The sequence below is a fragment of the Planococcus massiliensis genome (assembly GCF_000821325.1).
Taxonomy (GTDB): domain Bacteria; phylum Bacillota; class Bacilli; order Bacillales_A; family Planococcaceae; genus Planococcus; species Planococcus ruber.
The window spans coordinates 2223099-2248112 of sequence record NZ_CCXS01000001.1 but is presented as its reverse complement, the minus strand read 5'-3'; the positions used below and the strand labels follow the sequence as shown (position 1 = coordinate 2248112).

The following is a 25014-nucleotide window of genomic DNA, read 5'->3' as shown; positions in this document are numbered from 1 at the left end:
ATTTATCGTGTATAATAAACAGAAAAAGGAAAAGATTGAATATTCCTTTAACGCGAGGGGCGACATCACTTGAGAGAGAAAGAATTATTTCATGCTGCACAGACCGGCGATGGCGCAGCATTTGGGGAATGGTGCAGGAACCACTGGTCGCGTATCGGGCAATTCGGCTATCAAAACGGTGTGCCGCCTGGCGATCTGGTCCTCTACCAGGAAGCCGTCTATCGAGCCATTGGAAAGCAGCTCCTGAAAATAGAAGTTGATCAAGCGGAACAAGCTTTATATATAGAGGCAATTGCTGCCTTGAAAGAATACGCACGCCAAACCTCATCGGGCGAAAGGGAAGAATTGCTGCGTTTTGAGGAAGACCTGGAAATGCATCGCGCCATCCAGCAATTAGCGGAAGACAGAAGAGTGATCTTCACTTTATTTTATTTTCAGCATATGGACAATGAAGCAATTGCGCTGCTGACTGGCCAGTCAACGGAGAAAATCGAGGAAGAGTTGGCTAAAGCGGTAGAATTTCTGGCTGATGCTTTACAGTTGGAAAGCGTCGGCCAAACGATGAAAAGAATCGAATTCCTGGAGAAATCGTATAACCGCATCCAGGTGCATGTTCAGGAGGAGGATTTGCTGAGCGGTGTATCGGAAGAAGAACCGGAGCTTGCAAAAGCGGCAGTCGCCCGGAATGCTGCCCCTACCAAGAAAGTAGCTGCGCTGCTAGTCACGGCGGGCTTGTTTTTGACCGGTGTAATCGGCGCATCGTTTGTATTGAATGATGAGAATCCGAAAATTACGGCTTCTGCAGATAAAGAGGACCAAATCACAAGAGAATTGATTGAGGACTGGCGGGCCCAATACAAAGAAGCGCGTAAAACAGCGCCTGAGCGGATGGGCATCCAGCAGGAAATGTTCGATCAATTTGGCTACGTCAAAGAAGCCGATGCCAAGCTGAAGCGCATTTTAAGCGATAAAAACATCAAAAAGATGGAAAACAACCCTAAAATACTGGAAGAGGAAATGACAAAGGCTTTAGTGAGCATCGAAACTCCTAAAGGGATGGTTGCCAGTTTAAGCGGGACGGTATTGCCGGCAGAAGAAGCCCAGGAATTCCTTCATGAATACGCATTGAAAACGAAAGAAATCATGGGGGTTGTGGATACGGCTCTTCTTGCGCATCAGGAAGAGTTGGCAGAAATGAAATTCGAGGGGGAGCTTTCCCCTGAAAAGTTGATGGGCAACCAAAAAAAAATGCCGGAGGAGCTTCAGCATTTGCTAGCCGGGATGCATGAACAAGGCTTGATGATTTCCACGCACCCATACGAAGAACGGTTTATATTGCGGCGCAACATGGACGCTCTTTTCTCGAATGAAGGGCTGAGCATGGATTTTTACACGAGCGAATACACGCATTTATTGCAAAACGAACCATATTTTGATGAACAGGGTTTGTTAGTTGATGTCGAATTCATGTCTTATGTGTTGAATGGGATGGAAAGAGCATTGATTGAATCGGAAAATTATTCTCGTTTGTATTTGGAATTTGAATACATTTTCCAGCATAGTTTTTGGCTCATGGTCAAAGGTTCGGATGCAGACCCGATATTCGACAGCAAAGGCGTCGTCCATAAAAAGTACCAGACTGCCTGGAAACAAATGCTGATTCAATCTGGAAATCCGATGATTTACACGCTTCTTCCGATTGTCGAGGAAATGGAAGCGAGCGGCTGGACGAAGTCTGAGAGCTATGACGCATTGGCCTATACCGATATTGTCCAGGCACTTTACTTGGAGAAAGCGCAGCAGTTGGCTGAAAAAATGCCGAATGGCGATGTGAAAGTGGAACATCGGATGGTTGATTTAGCGAATTTTGATTTCACTGAGACCGAAAAACTGTATGAAGCATTTTCCCAAAACCATGATGTGGCTTTACTGGAAAATGTCGACCCGCTGGATATATTATTCCTTTATTATTATGCGAACAATCAAGAAGATAAAGAAATGATGTGGCATTTGACAGCCGATAATGGCTGGAAGCCAGAAAAGGACCAATTCTTATCCGAATGGAGAAAGCAGCCGGATCTGTCTGAAAACGTCCGATGGGTCGAAACGGCGAAAGACGGCTTTGAGCGGAACGGCCGAACTTTATTTTTATATCCCTCAATGGGCTATGGGATGCAAGGTGTGATCAGCGAGCCTACGCCAAAGCTGATCATGTCGGAAAACCATACATGGCTGGTTGAGAACCAGCTGGTTGAATCGTACGTGCTCGAAGAAGAACCTGAATTTGTGGCGAAAGTCAAAGCCTTGTATGAAAAATTTGCAATTGATTTTGATCAGGACATGCTTGAGGACTTAACAGCGGGCGAAATTTCCGGGATGTTTTTCTACGCAAGAGAAGTGGAGGACTACGCAGCGATGCAGAAACTGTCGGATGAAGACGTGTTGGCCCTGGACGCTGATTATTTTGTCCAGCAATTAAAAGTACGGGGTGTTCCGAAGCTTTCAGAGATTGGCCGCCTGCTGTTTTCAAGTGAAACCTTGCATTACGATCTCAATTTGCAGCGGTCCGGCAGAATCCAATATGAACTGAAAGAGGCAGACGCTGAGTACATGATGGGCAACGGCCATGCCTTGTTCCAAAGGGATAAAGGATGGCGAATTGGCAATATGGATATGTACTGATTTTACTCTGCTGCCTATGTTGTGCTATAATATACAGATGCCAATAGGTGTATAGGATAATTTAGATAAGACTAGGAGCGGGTAGAACATGACAAAAACATATCAAGCAGGAGACACAGTCTCAGGAAAAGTAACAGGAATCCAGCCATACGGTGCGTTTGTAGCACTTGATGAGCAAACTCAAGGATTGGTCCACATTTCAGAAATCACACACGGCTACGTTAAAGAAGTCAGCGAATACCTTTCAGTTGGCCAAGAAGTAGACGTAAAAGTTTTGGAAGTTGATGAAAAGTCTAAAAAAATCAGCTTGTCAATCCGCGCATTGCAAGAGCAGCCACCAGCAGCTCAGCGCAGCGAAAAGCCAAAACAATCTCTTCAATCACACGTGAACGAAAATGATTCAGAAGGATTCAACTCGTTGAAAGACAAAATGCAAGAGTGGATCAAGCGTTCTGGACAGTAAGAAAAGTGGAGTCGGCCATCTAGCCCCGACAAGCGCTGGAGACTTTGCCGGAAATGGCGCATTTTGCCATTGAGGTGAAGTCGAAGCGACCTCGAGGGGCTGGCCGACGGAGCTAGACAGGAAGAAAAGTGGAGTCGGCTGAAAAGCCGGCAACAAAATAACGAAGCGCGAGGCTATCCTTGCGCTTCGTTTTTTTTGATTTTCCGGAGCCGGTATTGCAGATTTTGCCGGCTCATGCCGAGGGCGGATGCAGCTTTCGTGACATTGCCGCGGTGGAGGTCCATCGCTTTTTGAAGATAATAGATTTCAGCTTCCCGCAAATAATCATCCAGCGGCAACAAGTCTTTCCGGGAGTGGAAGATGAAATCTTCGGGAGTCGCCGATCCGATTTTTTGGGTTTTGGCTTTAAAATGCTGCGGCAGCAGCTGGTACGTAATTTTTTCTTGAGTGGTCAATAGGGAAGTCGCTTCGTCCAGTATCAGTTCGAGCTCTTTTAAATTGCCGGGCCAGTCGTATGATAAAAACAATTCTTCCACTTCTGCGTCAAGCCCCGAAACAATCGAGCCAAAATGCATGCGATGGCGTGACAGATAGTCTTCGACGAATGGCACGATATCTTCTTTCCGATTGCGCAGCGGCTCCAATTGAATCGTCATAGCTGAAAAGAAATAGTATAGTTCTTTCAGCAATTTTTCCGAACTGATGAGGTCTACCGGATCTTCACCGACACTGGCAATGAAATAGGTGTCACTCGTAGCACGGGACTTGGCCATTTTCAAGAGATGCTCTTGAAGCGGAAGGGAGAGAAGATCGATCCGTTCGCAATAGATTGTGCCGCTTGGATGTTCCGCCAGATCGAGCCCGAGGCGGTCGATCTTCTCCTGATCTGTGCCGTGGCAATACAAAGTATGAAGCTGTCCTTCAGAAGATGAAGCGAAGTGGATAGCTTCTGCAATCAGCTCTTTTCCGGTGCCCGCTTCACCAATCAGCAATACCGGCAACTTGATCATCGCCGCTTTTTGGGCTGTCGCAATAACTTGCTGCATGCTGTCCGATATGGCGGAAATGCTATTGAAAGTAATCGGCTCCTCGTATTTTTTCAATGGCTGATAAACCACTTTTTCCAGCGTGGTGACATCTTGGGAGATTTCAATCGCTCCGACCAATTGCCCGTGATCAAAAACCGGATAGGTATCATTGATCGTCGTGATCTCCTGCCCTTTCCGATTCCAATAAGTCTGTTTTCGATTCGAAACCGGCATGCCGCTCTGCAGCACTTGCAGCAGCGTACTTTCATGCTGGTCGAATCGGAACATTTCCAACAGCGAACGATCCGCTAATTCTTCAAAATCAAATCCTTCAATTTCTTTCATTTTATCGTTGTATAAGATGGTTTTTCCTTTGGTGTCAATGGCATGAATGCCTACTGCCACACGTTCAACAGCGAATTGATAAAACAAGGAAAGATCTTTTTCTGACGCGCTCACGTTCTTCACTCCAAAATTATTTTGACGTTATCCGATAAAATACTTGAAAAATGCAATTATCTTTTGCATTATTATAAGTATAAACTGTTTGTAAGTGCAAATTTTTTTTGCACTTAAACAAATTTCAAGGAGGATTCACATGATTCCCTATAAACACGAACCATTTACTGATTTTTCACAAGAAGAAAACCGCAACGCGTACCTCGAAGGGTTAAAAACAGTTGAAGCTTATCTTGGCCAAGACTATCCATTAATCATCGGCGGCGAACGTGTAACGACTGAAGATAAAATCGTTTCCTTCAACCCGGCAGATAAAGAAGAAATCATTGGCCGTGTTTCTAAATCGAATAAAGAATTAGCTGAAAAAGCGATGCAAAGCGCTCTTGAAGCTTTTAAATCATGGAAAAAAGTAAAGCCTGAAGTGCGCGCAGACGTATTGTTCAAAGCAGCAGCGATCATTCGCCGCCGCAAACACGAATTCTCTGCACTTCTTACCAAAGAAGCGGGCAAACCGTGGAACGAAGCGGATGCAGACACAGCGGAAGCAATTGACTTCCTGGAATATTATGGCCGCCAAATGCTTCGCCTAAAAGACGGCATGCCTGTTGAAAGCCGTCCGGGTGAATACAACCGCTATGACTATATTCCACTAGGTGTCGGCGTTGTCATTTCCCCATGGAACTTTGCATTTGCGATCATGGCAGGAACTACGGTTGCAGCAATGGTGACAGGAAATACGGTTCTATTAAAACCAGCGTCAACAACTCCGATCGTAGCTTATAAATTCATCGAAGTTCTTGAAGAAGCGGGCATGCCTGCAGGTGTCGTCAACTACATCCCAGGACCAGGCGGAGAAGTTGGGGATTACTTGGTTGACCATCCGAAAACTCGCTTTATTTCATTCACAGGATCACGTGCAGTCGGACTTCGCATTGCCGAACGTTCTGCAAAAGTGAATGAAGGGCAAATTTGGATCAAACGTTTAATCGCTGAAATGGGCGGTAAAGATACAATGGTCGTTGATAAAGAAGCCGATCTTGAACTGGCTGCTCAAACGATTGTGAAATCAGCATTCGGTTTCAGTGGACAAAAATGTTCAGCAGCTTCACGTGCAGTGATCGTCGAGGACGTTTACGATACAGTGCTTGAGCGCGTTATCGAATTGACGAAAGAATTGACGATCGGTAATCCAGTTGAACAATCGAACTTCATGGGACCGGTTATCGACGCAGCGGCATTCAAAAAAATTACGGATTACATCGAAATCGGAAAAGAAGAAGGACGTTTAGTGGTCGGCGGAACTGGCGATGATTCAACAGGTTACTTCGTGAACCCGACGGTCTTTGCAGATTTAGACCCGAATTCACGCATTATGCAAGAAGAAATCTTCGGGCCAGTCATCGGAATTTCAAAAGCGAAAGATTTTGATCAGGCGCTTGAAATTGCCAACAACACAGAATACGGCTTGACTGGAGCGGTCATCACGAACAACCGCGAACACTTGGAGCAAGCGCGTGAAGAATTCCATGTCGGAAACCTTTACTTCAACCGCGGCTGTACAGGCGCAATCGTTGGATACCAGCCATTCGGTGGATTCAATATGTCAGGGACTGACTCTAAAGCAGGCGGACCGGATTATTTAACACTTCATTTGCAAGCAAAAACTACTTCTGAAATGTTATAATCATTCCGTTAATGTTATAATTATTCATTGAAAAGGCAGACTGATCGTCTGCCTTTTTTAAAAATAAGGAGGAATTGACATGACTAAGACGCAAACAATCATTGAAACTACTGAAAAATACGGTGCCAACAACTATCATCCACTGCCAATCGTCATCACAGAAGCAGAAGGTGTATGGGTAAAAGACCCGGAAGGCAATAAATTCATGGATATGCTTTCTGCATACTCGGCAGTAAACCAAGGCCATCGCCATCCGAAAATCATTCAAGCATTGAAAGACCAAGCGGATCGTGTAACCTTGACTTCACGTGCTTTCCACAATGACATGCTGGCTCCTTGGTATGAAATGATCTGCAAGATTTCTGGAAAAGAAATGGCATTGCCGATGAACACAGGAGCAGAAGCGGTCGAAACAGCATTTAAAGCTGCTCGTCGCTGGGCTTATGATGTTAAAGGGGTAGAAGAGGGACAAGCAGAGATCATTGCGTGCAACGGAAATTTCCATGGCCGTACAATGACAGCGGTATCATTATCTTCTGATCCTGAATACCGCAGAGGGTTCGGGCCAATGTTGCCGGGCATCAATTTGATTCCTTTCGGAGATCTTGAAGCCTTAAAAGCTGCTATTACGCCAAATACAGCTGCATTCTTGATTGAACCGATTCAAGGCGAAGCAGGAATCATTATGCCGGAAGAAGGCTTTTTGAAGGCAGCAAGAGAACTTTGCCGTGAGAATAACGTCCTATTCATTGCCGATGAAATTCAATGCGGCCTTGCACGTACAGGCAAAATGTTCGCGTGTGAATGGGAAGACGTAAACCCGGACATGTACATACTTGGAAAAGCACTTGGCGGCGGTGTCTTCCCGATCTCGTGTGTAGTCGCTGACAGCGATATTCTAGGTGTATTCAACCCGGGCTCGCATGGCTCTACATTCGGCGGCAACCCGCTTGCTTGTGCCGTATCGATTGCGTCAATGGAAGTACTGCAAGAAGAAAATTTGGCACAGCGTTCTCTTGAACTTGGAGAATATTTCATGGGAAGACTTCGCGAAATCGAACATCCTTCTATTAAAGAAGTGCGCGGACGCGGTTTGTTCATCGGCATGGAGTTGACGGAAGAAGCTCGCCCTTATTGCGAGCAGCTAAAAGAGCTTGGTTTATTATGCAAAGAAACGCATGATACGGTGATCCGTTTTGCGCCGCCTCTGGTTATTGCGAAAGAGGACTTGGACTGGGCGATTGAGCGCATCCAAAAAGTATTCGCAAAATAATATCAACCTAGCAAATCCAAAGTCAATTATGTTACACTAGTGGCGGAGTAATTACTATAAATATAAAGAGGCGAATTAAAACAATGGCTGAAAACCTGAACTTGTTGACGTCAACGCAGAACGTGATCAAAACTGCATTGGATAAACTTGGATACGAAGAATCGATGTATGAACTTCTTAAGGAACCGATGCGGATTATGGAAGTACGCATTCCGGTTCGAATGGATGACGGAAATGTAAAAGTGTTCACTGGATTCCGTGCGCAGCATAATGACGCAGTAGGGCCGACAAAAGGCGGAGTGCGTTTCCACCCGGAAGTAAACCGTGAAGAAGTTATGGCATTGTCGATGTGGATGACGCTTAAATGCGGCATTGTCGATCTGCCTTATGGTGGCGGTAAAGGCGGCATCATCTGTGATCCACGTGAAATGTCCATGCATGAAATCGAGAAATTGAGCCGTGGCTACGTAAGAGCGATCAGTCAAATTGTTGGACCGAACAAAGACATTCCAGCACCGGATGTATTTACAAACTCTCAAATCATGGCTTGGATGTTTGACGAGTACAGCAAAATCGATGAATTCAATTCACCTGGTTTCATTACCGGTAAACCGATTGTCCTAGGCGGTTCTCAAGGCCGGGATAAAGCGACTGCTCAAGGGGTAACCATTGTTATTAATGAAGCTGCTAAAAAACGCGGTTTGGATATGAAAGGCGCACGTGTCGTTATCCAAGGTTTTGGCAACGCAGGAAGCTTCCTTGCAAAATTCTTGCACGATGCAGGAGCGAAAGTAGTCGGCATTTCGGATGCGTACGGTGCATTGCATGACCCGGACGGATTGGATATCGATTACCTGCTAGATCGCCGTGATAGCTTTGGCACTGTGACTACTTTATTCGATAATACGATTTCAAATAAGGAATTGTTTGAACTGGATTGCGATATCATCGTCCCTGCTGCCATTTCGAATCAGATTACCGCTGAAAACGCGCCGAACATCAAAGCTTCGATTGTCGTAGAAGCGGCTAACGGTCCAACGACGGCAGAAGCGACAAAGATCCTCACAGATAGAGGGATTCTCCTTGTTCCGGATGTATTGGCAAGTGCCGGCGGCGTTACAGTTTCTTACTTCGAATGGGTACAGAATAACCAAGGTTATTACTGGACACAGGAAGAGGTAGATGAAAAACTGAACAAAAAGCTAGTCGATGCATTTGAAAACGTTTATAACGTTGCAACTACGCGCAATATCGACATGCGACTTGCCGCTTATATGGTAGGTGCCCGCAGAACTGCAGAAGCTGCACGCTTCCGTGGTTGGGTATAAGAAAAAATGGCCGTTCCTAGAAACAAAGGAACGGCTTTTTTTAGTGCATAATTTTTGCGTTTTCCTTAGGCTATCGACATAATAGTAAAGGAAAAGGAGGTTAAAACAATGAATTCATTTTCTTTTTATAACCCAGTAAAATTGATCTTCGGCAAAGGCCAACTCGAATCACTCCAAACAGAATTGCCAAATTACGGCAAAAAAGTTTTAGTAGTCTATGGTGGCGGCAGCATCAAGAAGAATGGCCTCTATGATGAAGTAATGGATACCTTAAACCAAGCAGGCCTTGAAATCTTCGAATTAGGTGGAGTAGAGCCGAACCCGCGGATTACAACCGCGCGAAAAGGCGTTGAAATCTGCAAAAAAGAGAACATCGATGTTTTATTGGCAGTCGGTGGCGGTTCAGTCATTGATTGTACGAAATTGATCGCATGTGGTGCTACATATGATGGAGATGCATGGGACTTCGTCTCCCGTAAAGCCCAGCCTCAAGGCGCTTTGCCTTTCGGTACAGTATTAACCATTGCAGCAACCGGTTCTGAAATGAACGCTGGATCTGTTATTACGAATGAAGAAACGCAAGAGAAATACGGTTGGGGAAGCCCTTTTTCATTCCCTAAATTTTCAATTCTGGATCCTACTTATACGATGTCGGTACCGGAAAACCATACGGTATATGGAATTGTCGACATGATGTCCCATATTTTCGAGCAGTATTTCAATAATGCAAGCCATACGCCAGTTCAAGACCGGATGTGTGAAGGGGTATTAAAAGCGGTTATTGAAACGGCGCCTAAGTTGATGGAAGATCTTCAAAGCTATGAACATCGTGAAACCATTATGTTTGCAGGTACGATTGCTTTGAACAAATTCCTGGAAATGGGCTATCGCGGAGACTGGGGCACACATAATATCGAACATGCGGTATCAGCAGTTTATGACATTCCGCATGCAGGCGGATTGGCCATCCTGTTCCCGCAATGGATGCGCCACAATGCAAAAGAAAATCCAAGCAAATTTGCCCAATTGGCCGTTCGTGTATTTGATGTAGATCCGGAAGGGAAAACGGAAGAAGCGATTGCTTTTGAAGGAATCGACCGTTTACAGGAATTCTGGACTTCATTAGGAGCGCCGACGAAACTGGATTATTATGGCATAGACGATTCGAAAATCGATTTAATGGCTGAAAAAGCGATGGTCTATGGTGAATTTGGCAATTTTGCTAAATTAAATGGAGAAGATGTAAAACAAATTCTTCAAGCTTCACTTTAAGCATAAAAAAGACCAGGCATTGAGCCTGGTCTTTTTCTATGCTTTCGGTTCTCTAAGAGGTGGCAGGGATTCAGGGCGTGTGCTTAAATGTTTCCAATGTGTTTCGCCATCGTCTGCATCAAATGTTACAAGGACATCATCGACGCTTGGCTGGCTTAAAATAAGCTGTGCTAACAAATCCTGCAATTCATCTGCTTCTTTAATGGACAATTCAGGATCAATTTCAATTTTTGTTTCAACATGCAGAAACTCACCTTCTTTTACCACTTCAAGTTCTTTAATATCCCGCACCCCTGGGTGGTCTAACAGGACATGGGCAATGTGGTTGACCATTTGCTCATCCGTTTCGCCAATCGCACCGCGGGCATTTTCGAGAAACACCTTCATGACTACATAAAACATCATGAGGCCGATTGCGATGGAAGCAGCCCCTTCAATTGCAAGGAAGCCGGTAAAATGAGCAATTAGGACAGCGATCAATGCAAGTACGCCACCACTTGTTGCGACCAAATCTTCCATAAATACAAGTTTAGTAGCAGGCTTTGCACGGTTTAAATGGCCAAAGCTTGTCGTGACAGGTGCCATGATGCCGCCTTTAACTCCGGCTTCATGCAACACTTCTTTGCCGGCTTTATAAAGAACAGCAAATTCAAGAATAATGGCTATCGATAAGACCACAACACTAATGATAAATCCTTCAGCTTCAACTGGATGAGTCAGCTGATGCCAGCCTTCTACAATTGTTTCGTAAGCCATGATGCCAACGACCAAGACAGCTCCTAACAGCACAAGGTTTAAAAGCCTGCCAAACCCATTCGGAAATCTTTGAGTCGGCGCCTTTTTAGATAATGCAGAGCCGATGAAAACAAAATATTGGTTCGCGGCGTCTCCAATGGAGTGCATCGTTTCAGCAAACATGGCAACATTTCCTGTAAAGAAAAATGCAATTCCTTTCATAATTGCGATTACTGTGTTCATCACCGCAGCCAGCAATGATGGTTTGTTCCCGCCTTTTAATAATGTAAAAAATTCACTCATCCCAATTCCTCCTCAGCTGATCAATTCAATTTCCGCTTTCTCAACATGCTTTATTTTTAAAATCCTTTCATATAAAGCTACAGTTTCTGTCTCTTGCAAAAAAGAAGCGCGTATCGCAATTTCATGGCAAGGAAAATCTTCTTCTCTGTGTTGAAACAAAGACATAGCTTCTATAATAACGCCTTCTGACGTTATTTCTTTAATGGCCTCCTCAATATGGGAGGGGTCTGAAATGAAAATCTTGATATTCGCTTCTATTAACCGCAATCGCTTTGGCCCGAATTTGAAAAGAAGGGGAGGGACAACCTCGATTCCGATCAGGATAATCAGCACTGAAAATGCAGCTTCTACATAAAAACCTGCTGCTACGGCGATACCGATGCCGCCAGCACCCCAAATCATAGCAGCAGTAGTTAAACCAGAGATGGAATCATTGCCGCGTTTTAAAATAACGCCGGCACCAAGAAAACCGATTCCGGAAACAATCTGTGCAGCTAAACGCAACGGATCCATCGTGATATTAACATTCGCAAATTCACTCCCTTCTGCAAGATAAGCAGATTCAATTGATATGATGGTCAATAAGCAGCTGAATGTCGCGATGACGATGCTCGTCTTTAAGCCGACAGGTTTTCTTTTCAATTCTCGTTCAAGCCCAATAACTAAACTTAAAAGTGCGGCAACCAAAAGTTTGATAAAAGTTTCAAAGGAAGCGAGAGGAAGAAAGGTGAAAAAATCCATATCAGCACTCCTTTCAAATGATGGTTGATAAAGAAAGGGGGACATGTCACACTATTTAAAGTGTGAAACTTTGCATAAGCAATAGAGAGAAGAGGCGTCTTTATGGAAAAACCAGTTGTTCATCCTTTGATCCCAATCATCATTGGTGTATTCTCTGTCGCGCTGTCAGCGATTTTTGTAAAAATGACTTCTGCTGATTCAGGAGTCACTGCTTTTTATCGGATGCTTTTCTCCGTTCTACTTATGAGTCCGGTGTTCTTTATGAAATATACCCAGGAAATCAAGAAGCTAAGCAAAAAAGATTGGGCATTCACTTCAATAGCTGGGATTTTCTTAGCATTCCATTTCATTCTATGGTTTGAATCGTTGAATTACACCTCTGTTGCCAGTTCAACGGTTCTTGTTACCTTACAGCCTTTATTCGCATTCGCAGGAACCTATTTCTTTTTTAAAGAGAAGCTATCAGTTAAAACGCTCGTTTCTGGAGCAATCGCTGTACTCGGCAGTGTATTAATTGGCTATGGAGATTTTAAAATTAGCGGTTCCGCTTTATATGGAGATATATTAGCGTTGATTGCATGTGCCCTTATCACAGGTTACTTGCTATTTGGCCAGGATGTACGCCAAAGATTATCGCTCATCACCTATACTTTTGTTGTTTATAGCTTTAGTACAATAACATTGTTCTTCTATATAATTGCAAAAGGCGAATCTTTTGGCCCGTATCCTGCTTCCGAATGGATGTGGTTTTTACTTTTAGCGATTATTCCTAACTTACTTGGCCACACATTATTCAATTGGTCTTTGAAGTGGGTGAGTACGAACGTCATTTCGATCGCGATTCTTTTTGAGCCCGTGGGAGCTGCTATACTGGCTTATTTCATACTTGGAGAGCTATTAAGTTCTTCTCAAATTATAGGCGGAACAGTGGTATTATGCGGCATAATCTTATTCGTAGCAGACTACGGAAAAATAAAATCATTCTTTTTTAGAAAAAGGGGTTGATTTTCTGCGCTCGGCGGTTTATATTTATATATGTCCTTAAGACGACCGAAAAAATATTTTAAAATAGTATTGACAACAAGTCGGACCTAAGGTATATTAATAAAGTCGCCAATGAGTGCGGCGAACATGAACCTTGAAAACTGAACAGCAAAACGTCAATAAATTACTGATCAGGCTCAGCCAGATCGAAGCGAATCGCGCGCCTTTTCGGAGGCGGCGATGCGCCAGCAGTATTGAGCAATCAACACTACTCTATAATGGAGAGTTTGATCCTGGCTCAGGACGAACGCTGGCGGCGTGCCTAATACATGCAAGTCGAGCGGAACTGGGGGAGCTTGCTCCTTCCAGTTTAGCGGCGGACGGGTGAGTAACACGTGGGCAACCTGCCCTGCAGATCCCTCAAAGACGATGAGGTAGATAGGTTCGAGGTGGAAGCGTGGCGACACGTGCAGCTGACGAATACTAATCGATCGAGGACTTAACCAACTTTGTTTACGGAAACCAGCGGTTTCACCCGTTTCAATGTCGCCTATCCAGTTTTGAAAGAATAAGGCAAAAGTTTTTTTAAAAAAAGCTTGAAATACCGGTCAGAATTGGTATAATAAAACTTGTCTTTCAAAAACTAAAGAGTCCAGTGATGATGGCAAAGAGGCCACACCCGTTCCCATCCCGAACACGGAAGTTAAGCTCTTTTGCGCCGATGGTAGTTGGGGGTCTCCCCCTGTGAGAGTAGGACGTCGCTGGGCATACATACTGGAGGATTAGCTCAGCTGGGAGAGCATCTGCCTTACAAGCAGAGGGTCGGCGGTTCGATCCCGTCATCCTCCACCATTATTTTCTCTTTCGCCGGAGTAGCTCAACTGGTAGAGCAACTGACTTGTAATCAGTAGGTTGAGGGTTCAAGTCCTTTCTCCGGCACCACTTTTTGTGAGAGCCATTAGCTCAGTTGGTAGAGCATCTGACTTTTAATCAGAGGGTCGAAGGTTCGAATCCTTCATGGCTCACCATTTTAATTTCATTATTGCCACGCGGGTGTGGCGGAACTGGCAGACGCACTAGACTTAGGATCTAGCGCCTTCGGGCGTGGGGGTTCGACTCCCTTCACCCGCACCATTTTTGCGGAAGTAGTTCAGTGGTAGAACGCCACCTTGCCAAGGTGGAGGTCGCGGGTTCGACCCCCGTCTTCCGCTCCATTTTTTTGCAGCAATTCAAAGCCGACCCATGCCGGGGTGGCGGAACTGGCAGACGCACAGGACTTAAAATCCTGCGGTAGGTGACTACCGTACCGGTTCGATTCCGGTCCTCGGCACCATCTTTGTTTGCAGAAAAAAACCGTCAGGTTTTCATCATGAATAAGCGCCCGTAGCTCAATTGGATAGAGTACTTGACTACGAATCAAGCGGTTAGAGGTTCGAGTCCTCTCGGGCGCGCCATATTTTTATAAGAAGCATCTCAGTTCGGGAAGTAGCTCAGCTTGGTAGAGCACTTGGTTTGGGACCAAGGGGTCGCAGGTTCGAATCCTGTCTTCCCGACCATTCAATGGGGCCTTAGCTCAGCTGGGAGAGCGCCTGCCTTGCACGCAGGAGGTCAGCGGTTCGATCCCGCTAGGCTCCACCAACTATATATTTTAAAGATCCTGGCGGCGTAGCTCAGCTGGCTAGAGCGTACGGTTCATACCCGTAAGGTCGGGGGTTCGATCCCCTCTGCCGCCACTTTTTTAGGACCTTTAGCTCAGTTGGTTAGAGCAGACGGCTCATAACCGTCCGGTCGCAGGTTCGAGTCCTGCAAGGTCCACCATTTATCTATTATCACGGAGGAATACCCAAGTTTGGCTGAAGGGATCGGTCTTGAAAACCGACAGGGGAGTCAAATCCCGCGGGGGTTCGAATCCCTCTTCCTCCTCCATCTTTATAAAAAATGTGTGGACTATCCTTTTAAAAACTTCTATATAATAGAAGAAACTAGTAAGACTATCATTATCGCGGGGTAGAGCAGTTCGGTAGCTCGTCGGGCTCATAACCCGGAGGTCGCAGGTTCAAATCCTGCCCCCGCAACCAAATGGTCCCGTGGTGTAGCGGTTAACATGCCTGCCTGTCACGCAGGAGATCGCCGGTTCGATCCCGGTCGGGACCGCCATTTTTATCTTTCAAATGTGGGTCAGTAGCTCAGTTGGTAGAGCATTAGATTGAAGCTCTAAGTGTCGGCGGTTCGATTCCGTCCTGACCCACCATTTATGCGGGTGTAGTTTAGTGGTAAAACCTCAGCCTTCCAAGCTGATGATGAGGGTTCGATTCCCTTCACCCGCTCCATTATACATATGGGCCTATAGCTCAGCTGGTTAGAGCGCACGCCTGATAAGCGTGAGGTCGATGGTTCGAGTCCATTTAGGCCCACCATTCCGAAGTAGCTCAGTGGTAGAGCACCGCACTGTTAATGCGATGGTCGTAGGTTCGAATCCTACCTTCGGAGCCATACTGGGGAAGTACTCAAGTGGCTGAAGAGGCGCCCCTGCTAAGGGTGTAGGTCGGGAAACCGGCGCGAGGGTTCAAATCCCTCCTTCTCCGCCAGTAATTGGCCCCTTGGTCAAGCGGTTAAGACACCGCCCTTTCACGGCGGTAACACGGGTTCGAATCCCGTAGGGGTCATATAAAAGTGCCATGCATTCAATTGCATGGCACTTTTTCTTTTGTTCAAAACTTTACCTTAACGAATGGCTGTTTCTTTAGATGAAAAAAGAGGTTCTTCAATTAAGAAGAACCTCTTTTTTCTATAGTAGATGATGAATCAAGAGCCCAATCCCAAGCAGGAAGGCAAATAAAGTATTGGTAATTCCTGTTGCCTTCATTGCTGGCATAACTTCAAGCGGCGCAGTATAGCGTTTGAAAGTTTTCACAACATTGAATGCTTTAGGGGCACTTAGAAATACTAAAAGGGTCCACGGGGTTAAATCATTGAAAATCACTAAAGCCAAGATCCATAAATATGAAATAGCAAAGAATGAAGCCAGAATCATTACTCCGACCGGTCTGCCTGTCAGGATAACCAATGTCTTTCGGCCGCTTGCAGCATCTCCGACCATATCACGGATATTATTAGTCATCATGATCGCTGCAACTAATAAGGTGCTTGGTACGGCTAGCAATGATGCTTCTACTGTGACAGACATCGTTTGGATATAGAACGCAATAATTACAATTAAATAGCCCATAACGACTCCTGAGAACAATTCACCAAATGGGGTATAAGCAATAGGAAATGGGCCACCTGTATACAAATAGCCAATAGCCATCGCTGCACCGCCTACGACGAGCAGCCACCAACTGGTTTGAGAGCAAATCCAAATGCCGATAACAGCAGCGATTAGATAGAGAAGCAAAGCAAGTGATAAAACAGTTTTGGGTTTGACCCCGTTCCGGACAATAGCACCGCCGATACCGACAGATTTTTCATTATCCAATCCACGGGCAAAATCATAATATTCATTGAACATATTGGTTGCCGCTTGAATCAATAAACTCGCAATCAGCATGGCGAGAAATAATCCCCAATGGATATCGGTATAATTGATGGCGATCATGGTGCCTAAAAATACGGGAGCAAACGATGCGGTTAATGTATGTGGACGAGTTAATTGCCACCATACGCGCCAGCCGCTGTCTGCCTGAATGGAATGTGTCATGTTGTGTACCTCTCCTTTAATTCTTTCCACCCTTTATTGTACTTCAAATTCACGGTAAATACAGCATATGGTGTGCTGAAATTGGAAGAAAAGAGTATGATAGAGGGTAGAGATTTAAAAAGTGAACTATCACGTGTATTTTGCATTTAAATGAAAAACGGAGGTAATTTGATGAATTCACAGCAGTATTCATCGCCGGAAAATTTTACGGATACGCGTTACTTGGCGTATCGATTTTATACGGAAACGATTGAGGTATCCAGAATGTCGGCTTTGGCTTTTTTTGAAGCGGGTGAACAGCAGTTTAAAGGGAAACGGATGTTTTGGCAGAACCGGGAAAAGACGTTTACGTGGGTCGGTCTTGGACATGCGCATGTAATATCAGCCCATAGCCCGCACGGCCGCTTCGAGCAAATTAAAGAAGAGTGGCAAAGTTTATGCAAACAAATTGTCAATGAAGAGCGGGAAGTTCAGCCCATTCTTTTCGGCGGCTTCTCTTTCGATCCGTTAAATGAGAAAGATAGCGTATGGACAAAATTTCCAGAAGCCTATTTTGCTGTGCCGACTTTTCAAATGATTATTAAAGGTGAACGGGCATATGTCAGTATCCATCTCATCACAAAGGATAAAGATACGTTTACTGCTTTTGATGCATTGCGTAAAGAACGGGATCGATTAATCCATTCCGCTCAAGTATCAGAACTCAAAAAATACCGTAAACCGCTAGTCGTTAAACGGACAGAACTGAAAAAAGATGAATATCTTGATTCCATTAAAAAAGTGACGGCTGTTATTAAAGCGAAACAGGCGGAAAAAGTCGTAATTGCCCGAGCACTAAAGCTGAATTTTGATCAGCCTTTGGCACCGGCATCTGCTCTTTCCCAAGTTTCAGAAGAACAGCCGGAAAGTTTTCTTTTCGGAATGGAAGCTGAAAATCAGTTTTTCTTTGGGGCGACACCTGAACGATTGGTTAAAGTGGAGGACCGCCAAGCACTGTCAACTTGTTTAGCAGGATCGACTCCACGCGGCAAAACGGTAGAAATTGATGCCGCACTTGGCAATGAATTACTAAATGATAAGAAAAACCGTTCGGAGCATCAATTTGTCGTGAAGATGATCAGCCAGGTATTCGATGCACATAGTTCGAAGATGTTTGTGCCGAAAACGCCGAAGCTGATGAAAATACGGGATATCCAACACCTTTATACGCCAGTCGAAGGGGAGTTGAAAGATGGATCCAATCTATTGGATCTTGTACGGGATCTGCATCCGACGCCTGCTCTTGGAGGAGAACCGAAACAGGAGGCGATGAGTTTGATCCGCCAGTACGAAACGATGAACCGGGGCTATTATGCTGCTCCTGTTGGCTGGATCGATGCAAAAGGCGACGGCGAATTCGCTGTCGCAATCCGTTCAGCTTTGCTTGATGGAAAAGATGCTTATTTATATGCGGGTGGGGGAATAGTTGAAGATTCCCATCCGGAAGCAGAATATGACGAAACATGGGTTAAATTCAGACCGATGCTCCGTGTACTTGGAGGTCAAATGAGTGACGAATCGTAAATCATTAACAGAGTATGTATCAGCTTTTACCCATTCACTCGTCCATCTTGGAGTGAAAAATGTAGTTATCAGTCCAGGTTCCCGTTCGACGCCGCTTGCTTATGCGTGTATGAAACAGGAGGGCTTGACGGTTTACCGTCAAATCGATGAACGTTCAGCAGCTTATTTTGCTTTGGGGATGGCGAAAGCTTCCGGCAGTCCAGTGATGCTTCTTTGCACATCTGGAACTGCTGCAGCTAATTATTTTCCTGCCATTGTAGAAGCGTATTATGCACGAGTTCCTTTATTGGTAGTGACGGCTGACCGTCCGCACGAATTGCGCGAAGTGGGTGCGCCTCAAGCGATCAATCAAATCAATCTGTTTGGCTCCCATGTGAAGTGGTCAGCAGATTTGCCGATGCCGGAACCGGAAAATCAATTGAGTTTTCTTTCCCGGCATTTGCACCGTTCGATTGCCACAGCGAAAACGGCGCCAAAAGGCCCTGTACATTTAAATGTGCCATTCCGTGAACCATTGCGGATCGATTTTGAGCAAACCTATGAAAGCCCGGGAGAGATGATGCATTTTACCGGGGAGTTTGTCTTGAATGAAGAAACCAAAACGTTCCTTCAAAACCTAATGGCTAAAGAACGGGGCTTATTAGTAGTCGGTGAAATGACAGAGCGGATGCCTTCGGAATTTTGGAAGTTTGCTCGAGAATTAAATTGGCCGATTTTAGCTGATCCTTTATCCAATCTTCGTTCAGGGGTTAAGGCCGAGGACCGGCATTTAATCATTGATGCCTATGACGCTTTATTGAAGAATGGGGAATTTAAAGAAGCCGTGGTCCCTGATACAGTGATTCGGATTGGCCCGCAGCCAGTTTCGAAGCCGTTGACATTATTTTTGGCAAGCGTTAAACCGGAAACGTATGTTGTTTTTGATGAAAGTCCGATGATGCGCGATGCGCAGTCTGTTGTAACCCATCACATCCAAGCGCCTCCAACAGAATTATGGAAGCTTGGACTGGAGGCACGGCAGCAGCAGGGATTTACCGAGAAATGGCAGAAAGCATCGGCGCTGTATTGGGAAATTGTTGAGCAGCATTGCCAGGATGAAATGGATGAAGGGGTTCTTGCTAAAGTGCTGTTCGAAGAATTAGATGCTTGCGATTTGATCGTTGGCAGCAGTATGCCGATTCGGGATGTAGATACATTCTTCCGTACGAACGGGCGAGATGCCATGATTTATGCAAACAGGGGAGCTAACGGAATCGACGGAGTCGTTTCTACGGCATTCGGTGTACAGGCGGCTTCCAAACGCCCTGCTTATTTATTGATAGGCGATTTGTCGTTTTTGCATGATATGAATGGATTGATTGCATCTAAAATGCAAGAAACGGATTTGACAGTGGTCGTCATGAACAATGACGGCGGCGGAATTTTCTCTTATTTGCCTCAATCGGAAGAAGAGCGGCATTTTGAAGCGTTGTTTGGTACACCGACCGGCTTGAAATTTGAAGATGCAGCGCGCATGTACGATACAGAATATGCTGCTGTTCAAACAAAAGAGCAACTGGTCGAGGCGTTGCGACTGCCGAAAGAAAAACAAGTCAAAATCATCGAAGTCTTTACTGATCGACAGCAAAATGTGTTGAGCCACCGGAAACTATGGGATCGATTTAACGAGGAGCTGGCGAAGCAATGAAAATGAAAGTTAACGGCTTGGATTACCATGTGGAATTACGGAATGAAGGCCAGTCTCCGTCTATCGTTTTTCTGCACGGCTTTACAGGAAGCACCCAAACGTGGCGGAAGATAGCTGATAAGCTGCCGGACTATAAAATCGTTCTTGTGGATTTGCTGGGCCACGGCAAAACTGCGATTCCGGAAGATGCTTCCCGCTACGTCATGGAGCTGCAAGTCCGTGACTTAAATTCTTTGTTTATGGAACTTGGCTTAAAGGAATTTATTCTAGTCGGCTATTCAATGGGCGGCCGGACCGCTCTCGCTTATTCTGCTGCGTATCCGGAACGCTTGCAGGCGCTTGTTCTGGAAAGTGCATCGCCCGGACTTAAAACGGCTGAGGAGCAGTTAGAACGCCAACAGCGAGATAGTGAACTTGCGTTAAAGATTTTAGCGAATGGCATGCCGTCTTTCGTTGAGAAGTGGGAAAACATCCCTCTTTTTGACAGCCAAAAAAAACTGCCGAAAGAAATAAAGGAAGAAATCAAAAAAGAACGGCTGAGCCAACAGCCACTGGGACTTGCAAACAGCTTAATCGGTATGGGAACCGGCTCGCAGCCGTCTTATTGGAACCAGCTAAGAGGCATTCGTGTTCCGGTATTGCTGATCACGGGGAGCTTGGATTTGAAATTCCAAGGCATTGCTGACGAGATGAAAACGGCTTTTTGGCAGGCGGAGCATCAAATAGTCGATGCAGGACATGCAATTCACGTGGAAAAACCGGCTGAGTTTGCTACAATAGTAGATGAGTATTTGAGATTGAACATCCAAGGAGGAAAATCATGACTCGTGAATGGGTAACAGAACGTACATATGAAGACATCAAATATGAGACGTATAACGGCATTGCTAAAATTACCATCAACCGTCCGGAAGTGCGCAACGCATTCCGCCCGAAAACAGTGGAAGAAATGATCGATGCATTTTCTCGTGCACGCGACGATTCTAAAGTAGGCGTTATCGTCTTGACCGGCGAAGGCGAAAAAGCATTCTGCTCAGGCGGAGACCAAAGTGTACGCGGGCACGGGGGCTATGTAGGAGAAGATGAAATTCCACGTTTGAACGTATTGGACCTTCAACGTTTGATCCGTGTAATTCCAAAACCGGTCGTAGCAATGGTTTCAGGTTATGCAATCGGCGGCGGACATGTCTTGCACGTAGTCTGCGATTTGACGATTGCAGCTGACAATGCACGTTTCGGCCAAACAGGCCCACGCGTCGGTTCTTTTGACGCTGGATACGGTTCAGGCTATTTGGCACGTATCATCGGCCATAAGAAAGCGCGTGAAATTTGGTACCTATGCCGTCAATACGACGCACAGGAAGCATTGGATATGGGCTTGGTCAACACAGTCGTGCCATATGAGCAGCTTGAAGATGAAACGGTTAAATGGTGCGAGGAAATGCTCGAAATGAGCCCGACTGCACTTCGGTTTGTAAAAGCGGCGATGAACGCTGATACAGATGGCCTTGCTGGGCTTCAGCAAATGGCTGGAGATGCTACATTGCTTTATTACACAACAGACGAAGCGAAAGAAGGACGGGACGCGTTTAAAGAAAAACGCAAACCGGACTTCGGCCAATTCCCTCGTTTCCCTTGATCAACGAATATTCAAAAGCTGTCCTCTCAGGGGACAGCTTTTTTTAGAAAAATAAAACGCGGAACTGGGATTTCAGCTGTCTTACAAGAAAGGATTTTTATAATGACCTATCCAAACTGGCTGACTCAGCGCAGCCATTTAAGCGGCAGCCGTATGGCGCTGTCTTTTCATGATCAGCAATGGACTTTTTCTGAAGTCAATGAGTTAGCGCTTGAATATGCAGGAAAGCTGGCTTCTTTTGGCATCAACACGGATTCCCGTGTCGCCATTCTTGCGAAATCCACGCCTGATTTTGTTTTTATTATGTATGGATGCCTGCATGCCGGCTGCGAAATGGTGATGCTGAATGAGCGTTTGGCTCCAGCAGAATTGGCTTACCAGATTGAAGATTCTGCGGCCGATTTTGTTTTAGTAGACGATGTGCTGCAGGAGAAAATCGAAGAGCATGTACCGGTTTTATTCAGCAAAATCAAAGCAGCTGCTCCGTCCGACTGGGTGCCGGCGAGCGAATGGAAAAAAGATCGGACGATTTCGATCATGTATACCTCAGGGACGACGGGACATCCAAAAGGTGTCCGGCAAACGGCTGAAAACCACTTTTCGAGCGCTGTTTCGTCTGCATTGAATATCGGGATTGCGCCGGAAGATGTCTGGCTTTGCTCTGTGCCGCTGTTTCACATTAGCGGATTTTCCATATTGATGCGTTCACTGATTTACGGCATGGGCGTACGCTTGTATGAAAAATTCGATGCAGAGCGGAGTGTCGAAGAAATTTGCAACGGAACGGTGACACATGTGTCAGTGGTCAGTGTCACCTTAGAGCGCATCCTCCGCACGATTGAAGAGCGGGGAGCTACAGCTTCACCGAAATTTAAAGCCGTCCTGGCAGGAGGAGGCCCAGTGCCGGTTGCGTACATTCGACGTGCAGAGGAATTGCAGATTCCTGTCCTCCAGACATATGGAATGACAGAGACTTCCTCGCAAACGACGACGCTTCAGCCGGCTGATGCCGAGCGGAAAATCGGTTCATCCGGCAAACCGCTGTTTCTGTATCAAGTGAAAATAGAAGGGGCTGAGAACGCTGGTGAAGCCGGCGAAATTCTCATCCACGGGCCGCAAGTGACGCCTGGATATATTGGCCGCTTTTCGGAGCGGGAAGTGCAAGCCGACGGATGGCTTCATACAGGCGATATCGGCTATTTGGACGAAGAAGGATTTTTGTTTGTCGTAGATCGGCGTTCAGATTTAATTGTTTCCGGAGGCGAAAATGTCTATCCTGCTGAAATCGAGAAAGTGCTGCTCGCCCATCCAGCTGTCCGGGAGGCCGGGGTATGCGGTGCACCGGATGAAAAATGGGGAGAAGTGCCGGTGGCTTTTGTCGTTTTGAACAAACCGGCAGAGACTGAGGAGCTGCTCGCTTATTGCAAACAGCAAATCGCTTCCTATAAAACGCCAAAGCAATTGAAGCTCGTGGAATCGCTGCCGCGCAATGCTTCCAATAAACTCTTACGAAGAGAGCTGAAAACATGGTTGTAACGATCTCGGAAATCGGTTTATCATCGATTAAGCAGCCGTTGAAGCAGCCGTTTAAAACGTCTTTGCAGCGCGTAGAAGAGCGCGAAGTGATCCTGGTAAAAGTGCAGTCATCAGAAGGATTAGTGGGCTACGGGGAATGTGTAGCGTTCTCCACACCTTGGTATACAGAAGAAACTGTGGCCAGCTGCCGCTTTGTAATGGAAAATGTGCTGATTCCTTTATTGAAAGGCAAGGTGGTGGAGAGACCGGAAGAGATCCATCATCTTTTTAGCCGGGTAAAAGGCAATCGAATGGCGAAAGCGGCGATTGAAATGGCTATCTGGGACCTGTTTGCGAAGAAAAAAGATCTGCCGCTTTGGCAAATGGTCGGCGGGACCCGCGAGGCAATTCCAGCAGGAGTAGTGGTCGCGGCGGATGAGACGGAAATTTCTGATCAGGTAGAAGCGGTGGTTGAAAAAGGGTACAGCCGAGTTAAGATAAAAATTACTCCCTTCACCAATATAGAATTGCTTACAGGCATCGTTTCCCGTTATCCCGATACGCTGTTCTTCGCTGATGCAAACGGTGCATTTGATGAGCAGAGTTTCGAGCAGCTTAAACGGTTTGACCAAATCGGATTGACTTTGATTGAACAGCCGTTTGGGGAACAGGAGTGGCATTTGCATGCGAGAGCGAAGCGGGAAATGAAAACACCGATTTGTTTGGACGAAAGCATCACGTGTTTAGAAGACGTCGAGCGGGTGATTAATGAGCAAGCAGGCGACATCATTGTTTTGAAAATGGCCCGGCTCGGCGGCTGGAGCGAAACGCTGCGGATCGTCGAATTGTGCCGGCAGCATTCTATTGGGATGTGGGTGGGCGGCATGATTGAGTTCGGTGTGTCAAAAGCCCATAATCTCGCTCTTGCAGCACTTCCCGGAATTTCTTTGCCTGGCGATTTTTCAGATTCGGATCATTTCTGGAGACAAGACATTATTGAGCCTGGAATAAAAGTCAGGAATGGGAAAATTGCATTGAGCGAGAAACCGGGCATCGGCTATGCGGTCCGTTATTAAGCAAGCATGGATTCAACAGAATCCGTGCTTTTTTTTCAGGCTTTTGGAACCGTTTCAAGATTGAGGCGTATAAGATAATAGAAGAAAACCGATAAAAGGAGGCGCCAGATGTTCTTAAAAAGAGTCACATTGCTCCACGAAAAAATTGAAAATCGGGTGGAGTATCCGTTTACCATTCCTTCGATCAGTGGACTTGAGCAATTGGAATTAACAAGCTCGGTCACTTTTTTTGTCGGGGAAAACGGATCCGGAAAATCCACGCTGCTTGAAGCCATTGCTGATAAATGCGACTTCAATACAGCTGGCGGGGGCCGCAATAATATATACGATGTCCATGCTTCCCAGTCGGTATTGGGCGATTATATCCGTTTGTCCTGGCTTCCGAAAATCGGGAACGGCTTTTTCATGCGAGCGGAATCGTTCTACCATTTCGCGACACATATTGATGAAATGGCAAAAGAAGAAATGATTCCATACCGGGCATATGGAGGGAAATCCTTGCATGAGCAGTCTCACGGTGAATCGTTTTTGTCCCTATTCTTAAACCGCTTTAGCAGCGAAGCCATTTATTTACTGGATGAGCCGGAGGCGGCGCTTTCCCCTCAGCGGCAATTGATGTTTTTGCGGATTTTGCACGAATTGACGCAAGACGAAGAATGCCAATTTATTATTGCGACCCATTCTCCGATTTTGCTTGGATTCCCCGGAGCTCAAATTCTTAGCTTCGACCATGGAGAGATTCAAGAAATCCAATATGAAGAAACGGACCATTACCGCATCACGAAATCATTCTTGGACCATCGGGAACGGTTTTTAACAGAAATTACGGCAGATGAAGAAGAATGACAGCAAACGACCATAAAATCAATAAAAACATAAAAA

Annotated in this window: 18 protein-coding genes, 20 tRNA genes and 1 rRNA gene; 35 read left to right on the top strand and 4 right to left on the bottom strand. The window is 45.7% G+C overall.

What is annotated here, in order from left to right; all coding sequences use genetic code 11:
* Positions 1-69 precede the first annotated feature (69 nt).
* Together BN1080_RS11175 and yugI are read left to right on the top strand one after the other, a co-directional pair.
* The gene (locus tag BN1080_RS11175; RefSeq protein ID WP_052652124.1) at positions 70-2682 is read left to right on the top strand and encodes an RNA polymerase sigma factor; all 2613 of its coding nucleotides are present in this window, start codon (positions 70-72) and stop codon (positions 2680-2682) included.
* An 88-nt stretch (positions 2683-2770) separates the two neighbouring features.
* Positions 2771-3145 carry a S1 domain-containing post-transcriptional regulator GSP13 gene (gene yugI / locus BN1080_RS11170; RefSeq protein WP_052652123.1) on the top strand — a complete coding sequence of 125 codons (375 nt, stop codon included), beginning with the start codon at positions 2771-2773 and terminating at the stop codon, positions 3143-3145.
* A gap of 173 nt (positions 3146-3318) precedes the next feature.
* Here the strand turns inward: yugI and BN1080_RS11165 are convergent, their stop codons facing one another.
* Complete coding sequence (locus BN1080_RS11165) at positions 3319-4632, bottom strand: sigma-54-dependent Fis family transcriptional regulator (RefSeq protein ID WP_052652121.1); 1314 nt, start codon at positions 4630-4632, stop codon at positions 3319-3321.
* Positions 4633-4771: 139 nt separating this feature from the next.
* On the opposite strand from BN1080_RS11165, the gene pruA reads away from it, so the two are divergent.
* The 4 genes from pruA (at position 4772) to BN1080_RS11145 (ending at position 10189) form a co-directional block, all read left to right on the top strand.
* Positions 4772-6316, top strand: coding sequence for an L-glutamate gamma-semialdehyde dehydrogenase (pruA, locus tag BN1080_RS11160; protein ID WP_052652119.1), 1545 nt, complete (start codon positions 4772-4774; stop codon positions 6314-6316).
* Between the two features lie 79 nt (positions 6317-6395).
* A complete protein-coding gene (locus BN1080_RS11155; protein WP_052652117.1) occupies positions 6396-7589 on the top strand; it encodes an ornithine--oxo-acid transaminase in 1194 nt (397 codons plus the stop codon).
* 83 nt (positions 7590-7672) lie between these two features.
* The gene (locus BN1080_RS11150; RefSeq protein WP_052652116.1) at positions 7673-8917 is read left to right on the top strand and encodes a Glu/Leu/Phe/Val family dehydrogenase; all 1245 of its coding nucleotides are present in this window, start codon (positions 7673-7675) and stop codon (positions 8915-8917) included.
* 108 nt (positions 8918-9025) lie between these two features.
* Complete coding sequence (locus BN1080_RS11145) at positions 9026-10189, top strand: iron-containing alcohol dehydrogenase (RefSeq protein WP_052652114.1); 1164 nt, start codon at positions 9026-9028, stop codon at positions 10187-10189.
* Positions 10190-10225: 36 nt separating this feature from the next.
* On the opposite strand, the gene BN1080_RS11140 is transcribed toward BN1080_RS11145, so the two are convergent.
* A complete protein-coding gene (locus BN1080_RS11140) occupies positions 10226-11227 on the bottom strand; it encodes a cation diffusion facilitator family transporter (protein WP_052652113.1) in 1002 nt (333 codons plus the stop codon).
* Positions 11228-11239: 12 nt separating this feature from the next.
* Entirely contained in the window at positions 11240-11968 is a 729-nt protein-coding gene (locus BN1080_RS11135; protein ID WP_052652112.1) for an MgtC/SapB family protein, read from the bottom strand.
* A gap of 102 nt (positions 11969-12070) precedes the next feature.
* Here BN1080_RS11135 and BN1080_RS11130 point away from each other — a divergent pair, with 102 nt between their 5' ends.
* From BN1080_RS11130 to BN1080_RS11025, 22 genes are all read left to right on the top strand, one after another.
* Complete coding sequence (locus BN1080_RS11130; RefSeq protein ID WP_052652111.1) at positions 12071-12973, top strand: DMT family transporter; 903 nt, start codon at positions 12071-12073, stop codon at positions 12971-12973.
* Between the two features lie 630 nt (positions 12974-13603).
* Positions 13604-13719, top strand: a 5S ribosomal RNA gene (gene rrf / locus BN1080_RS11125).
* A 9-nt stretch (positions 13720-13728) separates the two neighbouring features.
* Positions 13729-13804: transfer RNA gene (locus tag BN1080_RS11120), tRNA-Val, on the top strand.
* 14 nt (positions 13805-13818) lie between these two features.
* Positions 13819-13894: transfer RNA gene (locus BN1080_RS11115), tRNA-Thr, on the top strand.
* A gap of 10 nt (positions 13895-13904) precedes the next feature.
* A tRNA-Lys gene (locus BN1080_RS11110) sits at positions 13905-13980 on the top strand.
* A 21-nt stretch (positions 13981-14001) separates the two neighbouring features.
* Positions 14002-14086 (top strand) — tRNA-Leu (locus tag BN1080_RS11105).
* A gap of 5 nt (positions 14087-14091) precedes the next feature.
* Positions 14092-14166 (top strand) — tRNA-Gly (locus BN1080_RS11100).
* A gap of 30 nt (positions 14167-14196) precedes the next feature.
* Positions 14197-14285, top strand: a tRNA-Leu gene (locus BN1080_RS11095).
* A 44-nt stretch (positions 14286-14329) separates the two neighbouring features.
* A tRNA-Arg gene (locus tag BN1080_RS11090) sits at positions 14330-14406 on the top strand.
* Between the two features lie 25 nt (positions 14407-14431).
* Positions 14432-14508 (top strand) — tRNA-Pro (locus tag BN1080_RS11085).
* Between the two features lie 6 nt (positions 14509-14514).
* A tRNA-Ala gene (locus tag BN1080_RS11080) sits at positions 14515-14590 on the top strand.
* A gap of 21 nt (positions 14591-14611) precedes the next feature.
* A tRNA-Met gene (locus BN1080_RS11075) sits at positions 14612-14685 on the top strand.
* Between the two features lie 8 nt (positions 14686-14693).
* Positions 14694-14770, top strand: a tRNA-Ile gene (locus BN1080_RS11070).
* Positions 14771-14785: 15 nt separating this feature from the next.
* A tRNA-Ser gene (locus BN1080_RS11065) sits at positions 14786-14878 on the top strand.
* Between the two features lie 75 nt (positions 14879-14953).
* Positions 14954-15030: transfer RNA gene (locus BN1080_RS11060), tRNA-Met, on the top strand.
* Positions 15031-15033: 3 nt separating this feature from the next.
* Positions 15034-15109: transfer RNA gene (locus tag BN1080_RS11055), tRNA-Asp, on the top strand.
* 18 nt (positions 15110-15127) lie between these two features.
* Positions 15128-15203 (top strand) — tRNA-Phe (locus tag BN1080_RS11050).
* 5 nt (positions 15204-15208) lie between these two features.
* A tRNA-Gly gene (locus tag BN1080_RS11045) sits at positions 15209-15282 on the top strand.
* A gap of 10 nt (positions 15283-15292) precedes the next feature.
* Positions 15293-15369, top strand: a tRNA-Ile gene (locus BN1080_RS11040).
* Position 15370: 1 nt separating this feature from the next.
* Positions 15371-15445: transfer RNA gene (locus BN1080_RS11035), tRNA-Asn, on the top strand.
* A 4-nt stretch (positions 15446-15449) separates the two neighbouring features.
* A tRNA-Ser gene (locus tag BN1080_RS11030) sits at positions 15450-15540 on the top strand.
* A gap of 6 nt (positions 15541-15546) precedes the next feature.
* Positions 15547-15618, top strand: a tRNA-Glu gene (locus BN1080_RS11025).
* A gap of 122 nt (positions 15619-15740) precedes the next feature.
* Here BN1080_RS11025 and BN1080_RS11020 read toward each other — a convergent pair.
* Entirely contained in the window at positions 15741-16652 is a 912-nt protein-coding gene (locus BN1080_RS11020; RefSeq protein WP_052652110.1) for a 1,4-dihydroxy-2-naphthoate polyprenyltransferase, read from the bottom strand.
* Between the two features lie 171 nt (positions 16653-16823).
* Between BN1080_RS11020 and BN1080_RS11015 the strand changes: the two genes are divergently transcribed.
* The 7 genes from BN1080_RS11015 (at position 16824) to BN1080_RS10985 (ending at position 24978) form a co-directional block, all read left to right on the top strand.
* A complete protein-coding gene (locus BN1080_RS11015) occupies positions 16824-18215 on the top strand; it encodes an isochorismate synthase (RefSeq protein WP_052652109.1) in 1392 nt (463 codons plus the stop codon).
* Positions 18202-19902 (top strand): 2-succinyl-5-enolpyruvyl-6-hydroxy-3-cyclohexene-1-carboxylic-acid synthase, encoded by a 1701-nt coding sequence (gene menD, locus BN1080_RS11010; RefSeq protein WP_052652108.1) that lies wholly within the window; start codon positions 18202-18204, stop codon positions 19900-19902. Before BN1080_RS11015 ends, menD begins: the two co-directional genes overlap by 14 nt.
* Positions 19899-20726, top strand: a complete 828-nt coding sequence (menH, locus tag BN1080_RS11005) for a 2-succinyl-6-hydroxy-2,4-cyclohexadiene-1-carboxylate synthase (RefSeq protein WP_052652107.1) — start codon at positions 19899-19901, stop codon at positions 20724-20726. The genes menD and menH overlap by 4 nt, the downstream gene beginning before the upstream one ends.
* A complete protein-coding gene (gene menB, locus BN1080_RS11000) occupies positions 20723-21541 on the top strand; it encodes a 1,4-dihydroxy-2-naphthoyl-CoA synthase (RefSeq protein ID WP_052652106.1) in 819 nt (272 codons plus the stop codon). Before menH ends, menB begins: the two co-directional genes overlap by 4 nt.
* Before the next feature lie 102 nt (positions 21542-21643).
* Entirely contained in the window at positions 21644-23077 is a 1434-nt protein-coding gene (locus BN1080_RS10995) for an o-succinylbenzoate--CoA ligase (RefSeq protein ID WP_052652105.1), read from the top strand.
* Entirely contained in the window at positions 23068-24132 is a 1065-nt protein-coding gene (menC, locus tag BN1080_RS10990) for an o-succinylbenzoate synthase (protein ID WP_052652104.1), read from the top strand. The genes BN1080_RS10995 and menC overlap by 10 nt, the downstream gene beginning before the upstream one ends.
* 108 nt (positions 24133-24240) lie before the next feature.
* On the top strand, positions 24241-24978 hold the full coding sequence (locus BN1080_RS10985; RefSeq protein WP_052652103.1) for an AAA family ATPase: 738 nt from the start codon (positions 24241-24243) through the stop codon (positions 24976-24978).
* The last annotated feature ends 36 nt before the right edge of the window (positions 24979-25014 follow it).

Excerpts from the sequence above, each read along its gene's own strand:
- menB (WP_052652106.1), top strand. The coding sequence starts at position 20,723 with ATGACTCGTGAATGGGTAACAGAACGTACATATGAAGACATCAAATAT.
- BN1080_RS11130 (WP_052652111.1), top strand. The coding sequence starts at position 12,071 with ATGGAAAAACCAGTTGTTCATCCTTTGATCCCAATCATCATTGGTGTA.
- menC (WP_052652104.1), top strand. The coding sequence starts at position 23,068 with ATGGTTGTAACGATCTCGGAAATCGGTTTATCATCGATTAAGCAGCCG.
- menH (WP_052652107.1), top strand. The coding sequence starts at position 19,899 with ATGAAAATGAAAGTTAACGGCTTGGATTACCATGTGGAATTACGGAAT.
- BN1080_RS11145 (WP_052652114.1), top strand. The coding sequence starts at position 9,026 with ATGAATTCATTTTCTTTTTATAACCCAGTAAAATTGATCTTCGGCAAA.
- BN1080_RS10985 (WP_052652103.1), top strand. The coding sequence starts at position 24,241 with ATGTTCTTAAAAAGAGTCACATTGCTCCACGAAAAAATTGAAAATCGG.
- BN1080_RS11155 (WP_052652117.1), top strand. The coding sequence starts at position 6,396 with ATGACTAAGACGCAAACAATCATTGAAACTACTGAAAAATACGGTGCC.
- pruA (WP_052652119.1), top strand. The coding sequence starts at position 4,772 with ATGATTCCCTATAAACACGAACCATTTACTGATTTTTCACAAGAAGAA.
- BN1080_RS11140 (WP_052652113.1), bottom strand. The coding sequence starts at position 11,227 with ATGAGTGAATTTTTTACATTATTAAAAGGCGGGAACAAACCATCATTG.
- BN1080_RS11015 (WP_052652109.1), top strand. The coding sequence starts at position 16,824 with ATGAATTCACAGCAGTATTCATCGCCGGAAAATTTTACGGATACGCGT.
- BN1080_RS10995 (WP_052652105.1), top strand. The coding sequence starts at position 21,644 with ATGACCTATCCAAACTGGCTGACTCAGCGCAGCCATTTAAGCGGCAGC.
- BN1080_RS11150 (WP_052652116.1), top strand. The coding sequence starts at position 7,673 with ATGGCTGAAAACCTGAACTTGTTGACGTCAACGCAGAACGTGATCAAA.
- BN1080_RS11020 (WP_052652110.1), bottom strand. The coding sequence starts at position 16,652 with ATGACACATTCCATTCAGGCAGACAGCGGCTGGCGCGTATGGTGGCAA.
- BN1080_RS11135 (WP_052652112.1), bottom strand. The coding sequence starts at position 11,968 with ATGGATTTTTTCACCTTTCTTCCTCTCGCTTCCTTTGAAACTTTTATC.
- yugI (WP_052652123.1), top strand. The coding sequence starts at position 2,771 with ATGACAAAAACATATCAAGCAGGAGACACAGTCTCAGGAAAAGTAACA.